Raw genomic sequence first — 16705 nt, 5'->3', positions numbered from 1 at the left:
TCGAGTATGTTTATAATCAGGAGGTTTATATGAGCAATCAAACTACTACACATCATGTGAAAATGACAACAGCAGATCCATCTGGAATCGGTCTATTTGGATTAGCGATGGTAACACTTGTAGCATCATCTCAAAAGTTAGGCTTAACAGATGGCGTTTCACTTGTATTACCATGGGCAATCTTTTTAGGAGGATTTGCACAAATCTTTGCATGCATTCACGATGCAAAGCACAACAATACGTTCGGTACAACAGCATTTGGTGCGTACGGCCTATTTTGGTTAGGTGTTGGAATGACTTGGTTAATTCAACTTGGAGTATTTGGTGAAAAATTAGCCCAAACTGCAGATTCAAAACAGCTCGGTGTAGCCTTTATCGGATACTTGATTTTCACGATCTTTATGACAATTGGTGCAATGGAAACACATAAAGTATTATTTATGATTTTCGTCCTTATTGATTTCTTATTTATCGGTCTTTCATTAAGTACTTTAGGTGTTATGCCGCACGCAATGCATAATTTAGCAGCGTATTCTGAACTATGTATTTCATTATTATCTTTCTATGGTTCAGCAGCAGCTGTGTTAAATACACACTTCGGAAAAGTTGTATTACCAGTTGGAAAACCCTTTGGTATTTTTAAAAAGTAATAAAAAAGAACAGATGATTGTATAGTCATCTGTTCTTTTTTTTATGGAATAAAATAAAATAGCAAAAAATATAATTGAAATTGATTCTCATTATTAATATAATGAGAATGAGAATCATTTATTGTAAGAGGGGGATGCCAAAGTGGCGAAAATTTTAATAGCGTATGCAAGTATGTCAGGGAATACAGAGAGTATTGCTGATTTAATTAAAGTAAGTTTAGATGCCTTTGATCATGAAGTAGTATTACAAGAGATGGAAGGTATGGATGCTGAAGAATTATTAGCTTATGATGGAATCATTTTAGGATCTTATACGTGGGGTGATGGTGAATTACCATTTGAAGCGGAAGATTTCCATGATGAGTTAGAAAATATAGATTTGACGGGTAAAAAAGTGGCTGTTTTTGGATCAGGTGATACGGCGTATGAACTGTTTTGTGAAGCGGTAACGATATTTGAAGAACGTCTTGTAAAATGTGGGGCAGAACTTGTACAAGAAGGATTGAAAATTGAATTAGCTCCAGAAGATAAAGAAGACGTTGAAAAATGCAGTGATTTTGCAATTGCTTTTGCCGAGAAGTTCTAGGAACGGGAGTGTCAACGTGGAAACAATGTTAAGTGCAACTGCTATTACAAAGTTAAGAGATGGAAAGCTTTTGTTAGCTACTACATATAATGGTTTATTCATTGAAAAAGATGGAGAATGGAAACAGGCTTTAACTGGTTTCCAAAAACGAATTCGAGATTTACATAGTGAAGGTAACGTAGTTTACGGAGTAGGAGACGAAGGAGTTTTTATTCGTAGTATGAATGGTGGAGAAACGTGGACGATCCAGCGCTTTCCAACGAAAGCAACGAGCTGGAATGTATGTAGTAATGAGAATGGAACAGTAATTGCTCATGGAGATAAAACACTGTATCATTCTAATAATTTTGGTTCCACATGGGAGACTATTCAGCCATTTCTTAATTACGGTAGTGAGGCACCATCTATTCGATCATTATTTTTATATAAACATTACTTATTTATCGGTACGAAAATACATACTAAATATGGTGGTGTTTGGCTTTTTGATTTAGAGACACGTAAATTAAAAAGGATTAAAATAGCGATGAATCAGATGATTTCTGCGTTGACTATACATAATTCCTATTTAGTAGCGGCAAGTGGATCGTGCAAGGGGATTAGCGGAAATATTTCTTTTTGCAGAATAAATGAGAGTATCGAAAGTGATAAAATAGGTTGGCATACATGTCAAAGTGAACAAAAAGCGAGTAGTTATTTAGATTTAAGTGTGGATCAACATGTGTTATATACAACGTCAACGCAAAATAAGGCGGGAATTAGCACTGTTTGCCGTGTGCTTCTTGAAGAAGGAATTGTTACAGTATGTGATTCGGTTAAAGGGCATGGTTGGCGCATTGTTAATGAAAAAGAAGGCTATGTTGTAGCTGGATCAGGTGAATTAAAAACGATGCAGTGGAAAAAAAAAGCTGTATAACTTTAAAAAAACTTTACTTTTATTATATTGGTATGATATAGTTACTTTAAACCATTTTACTTTTAATAATATAGAGATTTAAATGAGCTGTAACTTCCGAGGAGGATAGCAATGTTAAATCTCCTCTGGGGTTGCAGTTTTTTAATATATGATGTATTATTGTAAAGTGGTTGAAAATGAATATGTACATATAGGTACATTGTAGGAGGATTTTTTAAATGCAAAACGGTAAAGTAAAATGGTTTAACGCAGAAAAAGGTTTCGGTTTCATCGAGGTTGAAGGCGGAGAAGACGTATTCGTTCATTTCTCAGCTATCCAAGGCGACGGCTTCAAATCTTTAGAAGAAGGTCAAGAAGTTACTTTCGAAGTAGAACAAGGTAACCGTGGACCTCAAGCTACAAACGTAAACAAGAAGTAATTATGAAAAAAAGAAGGGCTTGCCCTTCTTTTTTTTGCGTTTTTATTGAATATCCTCCTATGTACATGTAATAATAAGACTGAATTTTTGATTTTTATGCGAAGTTTTTCATGCATAAAGTGCATTAATAAATAAATACTGAAAATAAAGTATGTGTGTGAAAAGGAATTTAGAAAGAGGTAAATAAATTGAAAAACGCTACACACTTCATTGTGTTTGATATTGAAAGGAATTTTAGGCCGTATAAATCAGAAGATCCGTCAGAAATAGTTGATATTGGAGCTGTAAAAATAGATGTGAGTACAATGAAGGTTATTGGAGAATTTTCAGAGTTAGTAAAACCAAGTGCCCCATTAACTCGTCATACAACAAAATTAACTGGAATTACAAAGAAAGATTTAATAGGTGTAGGGAATTTCCCTCAAATTATAGAGAAATTTATTCAGTTCATCGGAGAAGATTCAATATTTGTTTCATGGGGAAAAGAAGATTACCGTTTTCTATCTCAAGATTGTACATTATACGGTGTAGAATGCCCATGTATGGAAAAAGAGAGTAGATTTGATGTGCAAAAATTTGTTTTTCAGGCGTATGAAGAATTATTTGAGCATACACCAAGTTTACAATTAGCAGTGGATCAGCTCGGCTTAACGTGGGAAGGGAAGCAGCACCGGGCTTTAGCAGATGCTGAGAATACAGCAAATATCTTTCTGAAAGTATATGGCGAGAGAGATATTAACAAGCGATACAAGAGACATGGTGAGCTTGAACTTGTAAAGAACGGAAAACTAACAGAAAAAGCGAAAAAAAGGATGCGGAAATGGGTGTTTAAAGAACTGAGAAAAAATACAGAGCGTCCTTTTGTATGGAGTGCATTTGAAAGTAGTGACACATGGGAAAGTATAACGGAAAGATATTATATAAGTGAATCAGCAGTAGAACTTCTGAAAAAACACTTTCCTACTGCGGTGAGAAAAGCGGAGCGGCAGCTTAGGTATTTGGCTGAGATGGAGAAAGTAGTAGAAGAAAGTTAGTAATAAAATTTATTTTATTCATATGTACAACTAGACTTCAGGATTAAGTTGCTGAAGTTTAGTTGGAGAATTCACGGCTTGTCCTGTATTGTTAATGGAATATTTTGTTGTTTTTAGTACGGATATACATAGAAAAGAGTGTAGTTTAATGGAAGTAATCTTTAACATTTTAACCGTTTTAGTTTTTTTGATAATATTTACCACACTATTTGCACTAATTACACTTCCTTTCATAGCAAAGAAGAAGAATTGGAAAAAGCTTAATATATCTTTAGCTCGTGGTGTATTAAAGATTAAAATCGAAGAGTAAGGTAAGAGTCTTATACAAGGGAGGTGTGATAGTGATAGACTTGGAAATCAAAGATGTCACCGTACAGATGGAATTAAATGGTGTCTTTTGGAATGAGGATGGAATTGCTGAAATGATGGTGACTACAAAAGCGGAGCATTCTCTTATTCTTCGTCTAGTAGTTGACTTAGAAAGTAAAACGATTCGTGCGATGAATGCCGAGATAGTGGGTGGGTTCTGTCCTCTATGTAAACAGAAAAGGAACGAATGTAGTGAACTTAATGACGTGCAAAATAAAATGGATATTTTAGAAGAAGCCTACGATTGGGTGAGAGAGCATCCGGAATATCGTTTTCAATTATCTTTTTACGAGTACAATAAATTTGAGGTAGTAAAGTGAAATTTTCATTTTAACAACATACATAATGACTAAAAGGAAAAACACCAAAAACTTATAGAAGGACTTGGTCAACTAGGAATATTGAAGTAGATGTCTCTCATGGAAATACGCTTGTACAACAAGGAAGGAATCTGCTTGATTCTACAAGAAATGTCATCTTGGAGCAAAAATATTTTTTGAAAATAAGCATATTTGTTATAAAGAAGAAAAACCGATTCTTAGTAGAATCGGTTTTTAGTATAAATGTCAACTATGTCCCAAATAAAAGAGCGCTTGTTAATAGAGCTCAGTACAAATAGGTATATGGAAGCATTTATTCGATCCCATTCGGATCATAAGAATACTGCTGTTTATTCTCAATCCGCTCAATTACGTCTTGTAATTCATCCGGCTTCAAAAACTCAATTGGAGAGAAGCCTTTCTCAAACGTAAGTGTATCAGCCTCAATCATTAATACATATCGGTCGTTTACCTTTGCAATATGTATTAGGTCTCCGAAATCAGCAAGCAAAGCCTTCACAGAGATATGATCTGCTTTTAGCTTTAATTCCACTTCAGGGGCGTGCTCGACGATTTGAGCGGTAGCTTCCATTACTTCTTCTGTTGAAAATTGTTCCATAATTTCGCGTTTCGGACTGGCAGCCCATACTTCCATCGCTTGGTCGAACTGTTCACGTTCTTCAGTACCTTCTTCAAATACATCTTCAATTTGGTCGTATACCATGTCCATTACTTGTGTTTTCATAATTTCAGGCATAGAGCGTTCGTATTCGACGAATTTTAAGAAGTCTTCAAAGTAGCGGGCGTGTGATGCTTGGTGTATTTTTAGTTCGCCAGGCTCCACCATACCTTCTTCAGGCATGTATGGGTACTGGATAGATTTCATATTCTTTGTTGTGATGGCCATTTCAACGTTACGAATAAGTGTTGATTCATCAGAAATGGAAGCAACCTTTGGTTCGAAGTCACATTTCATTACGAATACGAATGGATCATCAAAGTATTTGCGTAGTTTTGCTTGAGCGATTAAAAACACACCACCACGTACAGCGCTTGTGTCAAGGTATGTATAAACGAGAGGTTCGCTCATATCTTTGAAGTTTTCTTTTGTTTCTGCAAAGCGAATACGATTAAATAAGTTGTAATGAGGGTTTGAATCGAGTTCATGCCCTTCTTCTACAATAAAGCGACCGATCTTCGTTGGGGCTTGTTCTGTTTTTGCGTGACGTTCTACTTTTCGCTTTGAAATTTTTAATAATTCACCATTCAAAAATTCTTTTAAAGAGCTATCTTCATACTCTTCAGCGTCTAATGTTTGAAAATGTTTATAGCGCTTATCAACTGCTTCACCTTTTCCTTCTACTTGTACTACATAAAAAGAAAGAAAATTTATTTCAAAATCCATATTTATCACCTTGTTTCATTTCATTAACTCTTATCAGTATAGAGATGGAAAAAACTTTCGTCAATTTATATAAGGAAGGGGGAGCCCCTTCCTTATATATTTGTTATTTTCGAAATTAAAATCCGTCTTCTAATGCTGAAAATGGAATATTTAGCCTATTTTCTACTGTACGTAAACGCTGATTTAAGCGGTTTAATCTACGCGTATGACGCTCAACTGTGTTTTCTAGTTGACGTACTCTTTGCTCAAGCTCATTTACTCGTCTTTCTAATTGACGGTTTCCAGTACCAGGGAAAGAGATTGGAAGTTGAAATTGTCGATTTTGATCATATGGATTAACTTGTTCTGTTTGATCTATATATTGTTGGTATTGTGCCTGTAAATCATACTGAGGTTGGTAACCATATTGGTTATATGGATCATAAGGATTGTAGGGATACATAAAAACATCCTCCATTTCTTTATAATAGGTTAAATTCATCATAATGTATGTGCAAAAGCGGAGTAGTGGCACGGCAAATACCTATATACCGGAAGTGAATGATTGTTTTTACCGATAAAAGCTCGGTTTAAGTTGTTAATAATGATCACATATGAGAAAGCGGTATTGCGGTTTCTGAAGCATGCAGGTGAATAGAGAGGTGAAATGAAAGGGTGTTACATTTGTATTTCATCTGTTGAATGGTATATACTGGATGGAGATAGGTTGCATAAAAGTTACAATTTTATCAAACTCGAAAATTTATATAAATATGTATAGACATTTACAAAGGAAAAGAGTAATTTTAATAGAGTAAAAAACAACTTGTAACATTTTCTAAATATATTGTAAAATGATTGTAACAAAAGATACATAAAAATGAAATAATACATAAGAAATAATGTTGGGGAAAAGGAGAGAGTATATTGTTCCGAAAAATAAAGGGTATATTAGTAGGGGTGCTATGCGTAGCTGTAGTAAGTGGTTGTGGTACAAAAGTAAGTGATGTGGCATTAGTAAGTGATTTTGGTGGGAATGTTGTAGAGGCTAAGGCTGATGTGCAGGATTCAATTAGCTTAGTGGATGGGCGTACTGGTACTGAAGTGAAAAAAATAGACTTATCGAGTTTAGGTTATTTTGAAGATGAGGCGAAATTCAAAAAATCCGTAACGAAGGTTGCAGGTGAAGTCGGGAAAAGTGTTGACAAAAAGATGGTCCCTTCACGTATAGCATCTGATGGATCATGGCAAGAAGGAAAGCCTTCTTTTGAATTAATGGAAAAAGAATTAGTAGATAAATTATTAAACGTTGGTATGTGGGATTCTTCATATCAGTTACCTATCGTTGAGAAAAAGCCTACCGCAACATTAAGTGATGCGCAAGGAAGTGGCACGGTAATTGGTAGATATGAAACGAATTTAGGTGGATCAGCAGGTGGCCGTATTGAGAATATTCGTTTGTCGGCAGCGAGCATAAATGGAGTTGTATTAGCAAAAGGAGACAGTTTCTCTTTCAATGCATTAATCGGTGATACAACGCCAGATAAAGGATATCAATTAGGTAAAGAAATTGTCGATGGTAAATTAGTAGATGGTTATGGTGGTGGCGTTTGTCAAACATCATCAACGCTATACAATGCAGCAGATCAAGCTGGTTTGAAAATGGTAGAGAGAACTACACATTCTAAAACAGTAGGTTATGTCCCTCAGGGAAGAGATGCAACAATTGCGTATCCATATTTAGATTTAGTATTTGAAAACACGAATGATGCTCCTGTTAAGCTTTATATGGGCATTCAGGGCGGAAAGTTAGTTGCTGAAGTACATAAGATGAAATAAATATGTAGTTAAAGGATAAGAAAGTAAAATATTTATAGTTTCTATAATTGAAGCCATCTCTTCTGAATTTCAGAGGAGATGGCTTTTGTGTACAGTTTATTAAGAATAGTAAATTGATGTATTACTAGTATGTTCGAAAAAGGGTTGAGTTTAATTCTTAGTTTTCTTATTGACATTGTTTAATTTTAACTGTATTCTTCATAATAACAACTAAATAAATGGAAAAATTTATTAGTTTTCTTATCAAGAGAGATGGAGGGACTGGCCCGGTGAAATCTCAGCAACAGGCTAAAAAAGCACTGTGCTAATTCCAGCAAACGTAAAAGGCGTTTGGAAGATGAAGGGAAATGGATTAACATTCAACTCTTCTTATTTGTGTAAGAAGAGTTTTTTGTTTAGAGAGGGGGGATAGAGTGAAATTTGATGTAGCGTATTTTTTAGAAAGTTTTCCGCAATTATTTAAGTATGTATACATAACTTTAGGGATTACTGTAGTTTCAATGATTATTTCTTTCTTTATAGGGATTGGCTTGGCGATCATTACAAAAAACAAAACGAAATTTTTATATCCAATTGCAAGGGTGTATATCTCTTTCTTTAGAGGGACACCGTTATTAGTTCAATTGTTTGTGTTATATTTCGGATTGCCACAAATATCTCCGGCTTTTACAGTACTTACAGCTATGCAAGCAACTTTAATTGGCCTCAGTTTAAATAATGCTGCTTATTTGTCAGAAATCATTCGAGGTTCATTAAATGCTGTGGAATCAGGGCAAATGGATGCTTGTTTATCAGTTGGAATGACAAAAGCACAAGCGATGCGACAAATTATCTTTCCGCAGGCTATTCGTGTAGCAGTGCCGTCACTTGGAAATAATTTTGTTGGATTGTTAAAAGAATCTTCGTTATCTTTTGCACTTGGAGTGGCTGAAATATTGGCACAAGCGAAAATGCTGGCGGCACAATCGTATCGTTATATGGAAAGCTATTTAGCGGTAGCGATTGTGTATTGGATTATTACAATCGTAATCAGCTGGGGACAGAAAAGGTTGGAGAAGAAACTTGATGCACCGTATTTATAAGAGAAATGAGGTGATATATGTGATCGAGTTGAAAAAATTGTATAAATCTTACAAACATAATGAAGTGCTGAGAGGAATCTCACTTACTGTAAAAAAAGGGGAAGTGGTAGTAATTATTGGACCTTCTGGTTCAGGGAAATCGACATTACTACGATGTTTAAATTTATTAGAACAACCGGATGATGGCAGTATTAGAATTGAAGATTTAGAGATTCATACAAAGAAACTTTATCAAAAAGAAATCATAAAATTACGTCAAAAAACAGCTATGGTTTTTCAAAACTATAATTTATTTAAAAATAAAACAGCATTGCAAAATATTACAACAGCATTAACGGTTGTACAGAAAAAAAGTGAAGAAGAGGCAAATGGAATAGCGAGAGAAATATTAAAACAAGTAGGCTTAGCTGATAAAGAAGATTTTTATCCGACGATGTTATCAGGTGGACAACAGCAAAGGGTAGGGATTGCTAGGGCAATGGCTTTAAATCCAGCTGTATTATTGTTTGATGAACCGACTTCAGCACTTGATCCAGAATTAGTTAATGAGGTATTACAAGTTATTAAAGACTTGGCAAGACAACATATAACGATGGTTATTGTTACACATGAAATGAATTTTGCAAAAGAGGTGGCTGATCGCGTTATTTTTATGGCTGATGGAATTATCGTAGAGCAGGGAACGCCAGAAGAGATTTTTCGAAACCCACAAAATGAACGTACGAAAAAGTTTTTACGGCAATTAAATGCATCTGAAGAAGGAAATCATTTCGTTATTTAGGAGGAAGAGTTATGAGAAAATCGTCATTATTACTAACATTAGCATTAACACTATCAGTTGGAGCTTTGTCTGCATGTGGTTCTAATGCAGCAAGTAAAAAGACAGATGAAAAAGTAGTGAAAGTTGGGACTTCTGCAGGTCGTAGCCCATTTATATTTAAAGAAGGTGAGAAAGTAAAAGGTTTTGATGCTGAAATTATTGAAGCGGCTGCTAAAAAAGCTGGATATAAAGTAGAATGGAATGTTTCTGATTTTGAAGGATTATTCGGTTTATTAGATTCAGGCCGTATTGATACGATTGCAAATGAATTATCCGTTTCTCCGGAAAGAAAAAAGAAATATGACTTTTCGATACCGTATGTGTATTCAGGTTCTGTTTTTGCGGTGAAGAAAAATAATAATACAATTAAATCGCTAGAGGATCTAAAAGGAAAGACTGTAGGTGTTGGACTTGGTACAGCAGGAGAGCAAGAGTTAAAAGCTTTAAATAAAAATAATGCTTTTACGATTAAAACGTACTCAGAGGACCCAACGGCGGAATTGAACGAAGTAGGGTTTGGACGCGTCGATGCTTATTATAATGATAAAGTTCAAGTGGAAACAACAATAACAAAGGCGAAACTAGATAATGTCAAAGTTGGATTTGGCCCACTTGAATGGGGAGAGATTGCATTTCCATTTGCAAAAAAGAGTGAAAAGTTAGAAGATATAAACAAGGCGTTAAAAGAATTAGAGCAAGATGGAACATTAAGTGACATATCGAAAAAATGGCTGAAAGTTGATGCTACAAAAAAACAAAATTAAGGTGTATTCGTTGAATGCGGCTATTGCCTATCAACTTACATAAGAAACTAAAGGGGAACTGGAGAGGAAGTTATTCATGGTACAAATTCATCCGAAAACACGTATTGGTCATGTTGCATTTAAAGTAAAAGATCTAGAGCGTCAAATTGCCTTCTATGAAAATGTAGTAGGATTAGAAGTAATTAAACAAGAGGAGAACAAAGCACACTTAGCTGGAAAGGGTGGTAAGAATACGTTACTTGTTCTTGAGCAGTTGGAAGATGCAGCGCTACAAGAACCGCGTACGACGGGTATATATCACGTTGCCTTTTTAGTTCCGACTCGTGAAGCTTTTGCTTCGGCACTATTTGGTGTTATTCGCAATAAAAAGGTAATTGATAGTCCGGCTGAGCAAGAAGGACGTTATACATATTCAAATGAAATTTTGCCAATTTCAAGATTTAATAGTGCAAGTGATCATACGTATAGTGAGGCGTTTTATTTACAAGATTTAGAGGGGAATGGTATCGAGATTTATGCAGATCGCCCTCGAGGTCAATGGGGAGAAGGGCCAGGGGGAAGTACGCCACTAGATTTAAAAGAACTGGCAACGCTCGTTAATTATGAGTTTGATGGATTACCTGCTGACACTGTCGTTGGGCACGTCCATTTACGAATAGCTGATGTAGAAAAGTCACATGAGTTTTATGTAGAAACAGTAGGCTTTGAAGTGCAGCAGCGTGAAGATGATTGCTTATTTATTTCGGCAGGAGGGTATCATCACCATATCGGTGCAAATACGTGGAACGGAGTAAATAATCCGTATCCACCAGCACATGCAACTGGACTAAAAGTGTATACGATAGTACTACCGCATAAAGAAGCGTTAGATGAAGTGAAAGAAAGATTAATAGAAAAACAACATGAAATAAATGAAACTTCAAATGGATTTAATGTAGTAGACCCAAGTGGTATTACAGTGCAGTTTGAAATAGAAGCAGTATAAAGTGAAACTTTCATCAGTGGGGGTTTTGTTCATCCCCCACTGATTATTAGCCTTCACCAATCGGGCGTTTATGGGCAGTTAATCTCCCACCTAACTTCTTTGTTCCAGCTGAATTTTGAGGTGGGAGTTGTACTGCCCGTTAACGCGGGATAAAAGGAGCCAGAAAGTGTTTAATCACTTTCTGGCTTGTTTTTGATTATTTAGAGCTCAATCCAATACCTTCTCACAACATTCCCATCTTCTTCAGTGAAATCATCATCACGGAGACCTCCGTTATGTAAAATCGTTTTCTCTGAAGCAGTATTCACTTCGTCGCAAACGACAAGTGCTTTCGTGATGTTTAATTCTTTCGTTTTTTCTAATGATAACTCTAGTAACTTTGTAGCATAACCTTTTCTTCTTTCAGAAGGGCGAATACCATAACCGATATGGCCTCCAGCATTAAATAAATGCTCCGTCAAACTATGACGAATATTAACAGCTCCTACAATTTTATTTTCATTTGTAACAAGCCAATAAGTAGAATCTGGTACCCAAGTTTCAGGAATATTTATTCCGTTATGTGCGTCGTGTAATTCTTGAATCATTGCCGTGAAATTAGAAGGATTTTTTGAAATAACCCATGGAATCATCGTTTCACCGCTATCTTTCCATTCGTTATAAAAATCTAAATATTCTTCTTGTAAATCGGTAGTAGGTGTAAGTAAAGAGACGTTCATTGTTAGTAAGCTCCTTTTATTTATGTTTTATTTCACAAAAATTATGATATAAAATGAAAGCGTTTCCTTATTTTCTCAACCTCATTTCATCCAACTCATATGCCATTTTTAACTGAAAATAAGTTAGACGTTGAACTTTAAAGTTTTTTTGTATGAGAAGTAGGTTGTTTTATTTATGTTAATATTTAAAATATTAACATAAATAAGTTGAGATATTAAGTATATTTTAATGAAATGCTTTTATATCGATAAACGGATGTTTGTGATAATTTTTATTTTATCTATCTATAATGAATGAAAGGGGGAAGTGCCCGTGAGCTTACATATTGATTTTATTATACGAATCGGTGTTGCCGGTTTATTAGGAGCAATAATTGGAATTGAAAGGGAAATTCGCTCAAAAGAAGCTGGATTAAAAACACATTTCCTAGTAGTCGTAGGGAGTGCTTTAATAATGGTCGTTTCGAAATATGCTTTTTCGGATATTGTGTTTGAAGAACATATGGCTCTTGATCCGAGCCGGATTGCAGCGCAAGTTGTTAGTGGAGTTGTATTTTTAGGTGCAGGTACAATCATTATTCAAAAGCAGGCAGTGAAAGGATTAACGACAGCGGCTGGTTTATGGGCTACAGCAGGAATAGGGCTAGCAATTGGAGCAGGTATGTATGTTGTAGGGATTGGAGCGATGATTCTCGTTTTGATTGGTTTAGAGATTGTAAGTCGTATTTTTAAGGTGCAATTTTTATTTCCGCAAAATATAACGGTGCAAATGTGTATAAATAAATACGAAGCGGTACAACAAATAGTAGAGACGCTACGAGTGAAAGGTATTCCAATACTTTCATATGAAGTTGAAGCCTTACAGCAAGATACAGAAATAGTTTATAAGGTAGGAATGCAATTGAAAAATATATCGTCAGAAGAAAAGAATGCATTTATTCAGCATATGCAAACATTGCCGGAAATTACGTTTATAAAGTTAAAATCATAGTGTTGAAATAGAGGATAGATGTAGCAGGAATTTCGCTATTATCTATCCTTTTTTTGACATAAATCACATGTGAAGTCAAGTGTTAATTTCGCTTTGAATGGATACATGTGTGAACGTTCCCTTCTTTTTTCTCAATACAGAATAAATAGTCAGAATAGTAAAATAATGGAGTGGGATACTAAAAAATGTAAGGTAGGGGAGAGCATGAAAGGCTATTCAAAAAAAGTTTTAGTAGGGGTAAGTTTTGCTAGTTTAATGTTAGGGAGTTTTTAAGGAAGCATATTGGCGGAAGATACTAAGGGAGAGCAAGTTTCATATCGAAATGTGCTAAAAATGGAGCCGGTTGGTGTACAACTGCCCGTGGAAGAATTAGCTCATTCATCGAAAGTATTAGAAAGCAAGTCTTTTGAGAAAAGGCTACAATTTGCTGATTTATCGCAAAGACCGCCTGAAGTAAAAAAGGAAAGTAAGCAATTAGCTGTAGCAAAAACTTATACAATTGCTGAATTAAATCAATTAAGCAATCAACAATTAGTAGATTTACTTGTTACAATCGATTGGGAGCAAATTACGGGGCTATTTCAGTTTAATAAGGACAGTCTTGCATTCTATCAAAATGATAGTAGGATGCAGGCAATTATTGATAAATTGAAGCAGCAAGGACAGGCTTATACGCAAGACGATTCAAAAGGGATTGAGACATTAGTGGAAGTTTTGCGATCAGGGTTTTATTTAGGGTTTTATAATACAGAATTAAGTAAACTAAATGAACGTAGCTATCATGACAAGTGCTTACCTGCATTAAAAACGATTGCGAACAATCCAAATTTCAAACTCGGTACGTTAGAACAAAATAAAGTTGTATCATCATATGGGAAATTAATGGGAAATGCTTCGAGTGATGTGGAAACGATAACATCGGCTGCAAAGATTTTTAAGCAATATAATGATAATTTTTCTACATTGGTAGATAATCTTTCAGCTGGAAATGCGATTTACGATATTATGCAAGGTGTTGATTACGATATTCAATCGTATTTGTACGATACGAGAAAAGCACCGAAAGATACAGTATGGTACCAAAAAATAGATAGCTATATTAATGAATTAAGTAGATTCGCGTTAATGGGAACGATTACAGAGAAAAACGGATGGCTTATTAATAATGGCATTTATTATACAGGTAGACTCGGCACATTCCATAGTACAGGGACAAAAGGATTACAAGTTGTAACAGATGCGATGAAAATCTATCCTTATTTAGGTGAGCAATATTTCGTAGCAGCTGAGCAAATTACGACGAATTATGGCGGGAAAGATGCGAACGGTAACGTTGTTAATTTAGATCAAATACGAGAAGATGGGAAGAAAAAGTATTTGCCGAAAACGTATACGTTTGATGATGGTGCAATTGTTTTAAAAGCGGGAGATAAAGTGACTGAGGAGAAAGTTAAACGTTTATATTGGGCAGCAAAAGAAGTGAAGGCACAATTCCATCGTACGGTTGAAAGTGACCAACCGTTAGAAAAAGGAAATCCAGATGATGTATTAACGATGGTTATTTATAATAGCCCGGCTGAATATCAATTTAATCGTCAATTGTACGGGTATGAAACGAATAACGGCGGTCTTTATATAGAAGGAACAGGTACGTTCTTTACTTATGAACGTACGCCAGAAGAAAGTATTTATAGTTTAGAAGAATTGTTCCGACATGAATTCACGCATTATTTACAAGGTAGATATGAAGTGCCAGGACTTTGGGGACAAGGTAAGATGTATGAGAATGAGAGATTATCTTGGTTTGAAGAAGGGAATGCTGAGTTTTTTGCAGGTGCAACGAGAACGGACAACGTCGTTCCAAGAAAGAGTATTATAGGAGGACTATCTTCGAATCCAGCAGAACGTTATACCGCAGAGCGAACGTTAAATGCAAAGTATGGAACGTGGGATTTCTATAATTATTCCTTTGCTTTACAATCGTATATGTACAATAAGAGATACGATATGTTTGATAAAGTTCATGATCTTATTAGGAAAAATGATGTAACAGCATATGATGCATATCGCTCTGCTTTAAGTAAAGATGCGAATTTAAATAAAGAGTATCAAGACTATATGCAAATGTTAGTAGACAACCGTGAGAAATATAATGTTCCGTTAGTGTCAGATGATTATTTAGCAACTCATGCACCGAAACCAGTTTCAGCTATTGCCGCAGAAATTACAGCGGAAGCAAAATTAAGTAATGTATCAGTAAAGAAAAATAAATCACAATTCTTCAATACATTTACACTGCAAGGAACGTATACAGGTACTGCTGCAAAAGGAGAAAATGAAGACTGGAAAACAATTACGCAAAACGTTAATGATACGTTAAAACGTTTAAGTGCAAAAGAATGGACAGGCTATAAAACTGTAACAGCATACTTTGTGAATTATCGTGTGAATGCATCAGGGCAATTTGAATATGATGTTGTGTTCCACGGTATTAATACAGAAGAAGGTGCAGTGAATAAAGCGCCGGTCGCGGTTATAAATGGTCCGTATAGCGGACATACGAATGAAGCGATCTCGTTTAAAAGCGATGGATCAAAAGATGAAGATGGGAAAATTATTTCTTATAAATGGGAGCTTGGTGATGGTACTGTAAGTAATGAACAAAATCCAACTCACGTTTATACAAAAGAAGGGACGTATACAGCGAAATTAACAGTAACAGACGATAAAGGGTTAACTAATACTGCTACAACAAGTGTAACGGTTCAAAAGAAAGAAGATAACAGTGTAGAAAAAGAGCCAAATAATTCATTCCAAACGGCAAATAAACTGCAGTTAAATCAAGTTTTACGTGCTAGTTTAGGAAACGGTGATACGAGTGATTACTTTGAAATAAATATAGAAACTGCGAAAAATCTTCAAATTAATGTAACGAAGGAAAATAATATCGGAGTAAACTGGGTTCTTTATTCAGAAGCAGATTTAAATAATTATGTTACGTATGCACAGCAACAAGGAAATAAATTAGTAGGTAGTTACTATACGTATCCAGGGAAGTACTATTTACATGTATACCAGTATGGTGGTGGAACAGGGAATTATACGGTAGAAGTGAAGTGAAAAAAAGGGTCGCCATGAATGGCGACCCTTTTTTGTTATGCGTTATACCCGAATAATTTTAGATCTTCTCCTGAGTCTGAAATTATTTTTTCGAATCGCAATCCTACTTTTTCTAACAGCGTGCCTGAAGCAACATTATCTATAGAAGTAATTGCTACAATTCGTTTCAGTCCGAGCTTTTGTACACCGTATTCGATTACTGCAGCAGCTGATTCATAGCCGTACCCTTTTGAACGGAATTTTTCTAAAAAAGCAAAGCCGATATCAACATCTTCTAATGAATCTCTTTTAATAAGGCCGCACATACCAAGTGGAGTGAGATCTTCTTTTCGTTCAACTAAGTAAAGACCAAAGCCCATTTTATTGTACATATCGACGGGTCCGTTTAAGATGTATTTTTTTGCATCTTCTAAGTTTTTAATGCCTTTATCACCAATAAATTGAATCCATGCAGGATCATTTACTAATTCAAGAATAAACGGAGCATCTTTTACATCGAGCCAGCGAAGAGTGAGTCTTTCAGTTTCAAGAACTATCAATCTATTGCACCCCCTTTAAAAGTTATAACAATTAGTATGGATTGTGCGAAATAAAAGTGCAAGTTATTTTAATTGAGAGTTACTGTTCACATAAAGTTCGATTGTTTTGTATAAAAGGATATTTTATAATTAGGATTGATTGTATAAGTATCATTATTACTAAATATG

Annotated in this window: 16 protein-coding genes, 1 pseudogene and 1 riboswitch; of the genes and pseudogenes, 13 read left to right on the top strand and 4 right to left on the bottom strand. The window is 35.2% G+C overall.

Annotated elements, in window-relative coordinates; all coding sequences use genetic code 11:
• Positions 1-29 precede the first annotated feature (29 nt).
• From B5P40_RS18845 to B5P40_RS18815, 6 genes are all read left to right on the top strand, one after another.
• Positions 30-650 carry an acetate uptake transporter gene (locus tag B5P40_RS18845; RefSeq protein ID WP_000070943.1) on the top strand — a complete coding sequence of 207 codons (621 nt, stop codon included), beginning with the start codon at positions 30-32 and terminating at the stop codon, positions 648-650.
• A 142-nt stretch (positions 651-792) separates the two neighbouring features.
• A complete protein-coding gene (locus tag B5P40_RS18840; protein WP_001062757.1) occupies positions 793-1236 on the top strand; it encodes a flavodoxin in 444 nt (147 codons plus the stop codon).
• A 16-nt stretch (positions 1237-1252) separates the two neighbouring features.
• Positions 1253-2152 (top strand): WD40/YVTN/BNR-like repeat-containing protein, encoded by a 900-nt coding sequence (locus tag B5P40_RS18835; protein ID WP_002087724.1) that lies wholly within the window; start codon positions 1253-1255, stop codon positions 2150-2152.
• A gap of 218 nt (positions 2153-2370) precedes the next feature.
• The gene (gene cspB / locus B5P40_RS18830; protein ID WP_001179147.1) at positions 2371-2571 is read left to right on the top strand and encodes a cold shock-like protein CspB; all 201 of its coding nucleotides are present in this window, start codon (positions 2371-2373) and stop codon (positions 2569-2571) included.
• 188 nt (positions 2572-2759) lie between these two features.
• The gene (locus tag B5P40_RS18825) at positions 2760-3605 is read left to right on the top strand and encodes an exonuclease (RefSeq protein WP_002128455.1); all 846 of its coding nucleotides are present in this window, start codon (positions 2760-2762) and stop codon (positions 3603-3605) included.
• 341 nt (positions 3606-3946) lie between these two features.
• The gene (locus B5P40_RS18815; RefSeq protein ID WP_002087722.1) at positions 3947-4294 is read left to right on the top strand and encodes a hypothetical protein; all 348 of its coding nucleotides are present in this window, start codon (positions 3947-3949) and stop codon (positions 4292-4294) included.
• 313 nt (positions 4295-4607) lie between these two features.
• On the opposite strand, the gene B5P40_RS18810 is transcribed toward B5P40_RS18815, so the two are convergent.
• Both B5P40_RS18810 and B5P40_RS18805 read right to left on the bottom strand, forming a co-directional pair.
• Complete coding sequence (locus tag B5P40_RS18810; RefSeq protein WP_002014380.1) at positions 4608-5699, bottom strand: DUF3900 domain-containing protein; 1092 nt, start codon at positions 5697-5699, stop codon at positions 4608-4610.
• Positions 5700-5814: 115 nt separating this feature from the next.
• On the bottom strand, positions 5815-6141 hold the full coding sequence (locus B5P40_RS18805; protein ID WP_002087720.1) for a hypothetical protein: 327 nt from the start codon (positions 6139-6141) through the stop codon (positions 5815-5817).
• A 464-nt stretch (positions 6142-6605) separates the two neighbouring features.
• Between B5P40_RS18805 and B5P40_RS18800 the strand changes: the two genes are divergently transcribed.
• The 5 genes from B5P40_RS18800 (at position 6606) to B5P40_RS18780 (ending at position 11168) form a co-directional block, all read left to right on the top strand.
• Complete coding sequence (locus tag B5P40_RS18800) at positions 6606-7517, top strand: VanW family protein (RefSeq protein WP_002128453.1); 912 nt, start codon at positions 6606-6608, stop codon at positions 7515-7517.
• Positions 7518-7754: 237 nt separating this feature from the next.
• A riboswitch (SAM riboswitch) is annotated at positions 7755-7861 on the top strand.
• Between the two features lie 69 nt (positions 7862-7930).
• On the top strand, positions 7931-8599 hold the full coding sequence (locus B5P40_RS18795; protein WP_002066492.1) for an amino acid ABC transporter permease: 669 nt from the start codon (positions 7931-7933) through the stop codon (positions 8597-8599).
• Between the two features lie 19 nt (positions 8600-8618).
• A complete protein-coding gene (locus B5P40_RS18790) occupies positions 8619-9380 on the top strand; it encodes an amino acid ABC transporter ATP-binding protein (protein ID WP_165689470.1) in 762 nt (253 codons plus the stop codon).
• 11 nt (positions 9381-9391) lie between these two features.
• Entirely contained in the window at positions 9392-10183 is a 792-nt protein-coding gene (locus B5P40_RS18785; RefSeq protein ID WP_002066495.1) for an amino acid ABC transporter substrate-binding protein, read from the top strand.
• Between the two features lie 76 nt (positions 10184-10259).
• Positions 10260-11168, top strand: a complete 909-nt coding sequence (locus B5P40_RS18780; protein ID WP_113709622.1) for a VOC family protein — start codon at positions 10260-10262, stop codon at positions 11166-11168.
• Between the two features lie 200 nt (positions 11169-11368).
• Here the strand turns inward: B5P40_RS18780 and B5P40_RS18770 are convergent, their stop codons facing one another.
• Positions 11369-11887, bottom strand: coding sequence for a GNAT family N-acetyltransferase (locus B5P40_RS18770; protein ID WP_002033611.1), 519 nt, complete (start codon positions 11885-11887; stop codon positions 11369-11371).
• Between the two features lie 313 nt (positions 11888-12200).
• Between B5P40_RS18770 and B5P40_RS18765 the strand changes: the two genes are divergently transcribed.
• Together B5P40_RS18765 and colA are read left to right on the top strand one after the other, a co-directional pair.
• Entirely contained in the window at positions 12201-12878 is a 678-nt protein-coding gene (locus tag B5P40_RS18765; protein WP_113709621.1) for an MgtC/SapB family protein, read from the top strand.
• A gap of 204 nt (positions 12879-13082) precedes the next feature.
• Positions 13083-15998, top strand: a pseudogene (gene colA, locus B5P40_RS18760) (collagenase ColA).
• A gap of 35 nt (positions 15999-16033) precedes the next feature.
• Here the strand turns inward: colA and B5P40_RS18755 are convergent.
• Complete coding sequence (locus B5P40_RS18755; protein WP_002137638.1) at positions 16034-16537, bottom strand: GNAT family N-acetyltransferase; 504 nt, start codon at positions 16535-16537, stop codon at positions 16034-16036.
• Positions 16538-16705 lie beyond the last annotated feature (168 nt).

Origin of the sequence: Bacillus sp. SRB_8 (genome assembly GCF_003264205.1) — a bacterium.
Lineage (GTDB): Bacteria > Bacillota > Bacilli > Bacillales > Bacillaceae_G > Bacillus_A > Bacillus_A mycoides.
The sequence above is the reverse complement of the archived record's forward strand: the minus strand, read 5'-3'. Positions and strand labels throughout refer to the sequence as shown.

Coding starts and splice junctions, on each gene's coding strand:
- B5P40_RS18805 (WP_002087720.1), bottom strand. CDS start 6,141: ATGTATCCCTACAATCCTTATGATCCATATAACCAATATGGTTACCAA.
- B5P40_RS18780 (WP_113709622.1), top strand. CDS start 10,260: ATGGTACAAATTCATCCGAAAACACGTATTGGTCATGTTGCATTTAAA.
- B5P40_RS18810 (WP_002014380.1), bottom strand. CDS start 5,699: ATGGATTTTGAAATAAATTTTCTTTCTTTTTATGTAGTACAAGTAGAA.
- cspB (WP_001179147.1), top strand. CDS start 2,371: ATGCAAAACGGTAAAGTAAAATGGTTTAACGCAGAAAAAGGTTTCGGT.
- B5P40_RS18785 (WP_002066495.1), top strand. CDS start 9,392: ATGAGAAAATCGTCATTATTACTAACATTAGCATTAACACTATCAGTT.
- B5P40_RS18845 (WP_000070943.1), top strand. CDS start 30: ATGAGCAATCAAACTACTACACATCATGTGAAAATGACAACAGCAGAT.
- B5P40_RS18770 (WP_002033611.1), bottom strand. CDS start 11,887: ATGAACGTCTCTTTACTTACACCTACTACCGATTTACAAGAAGAATAT.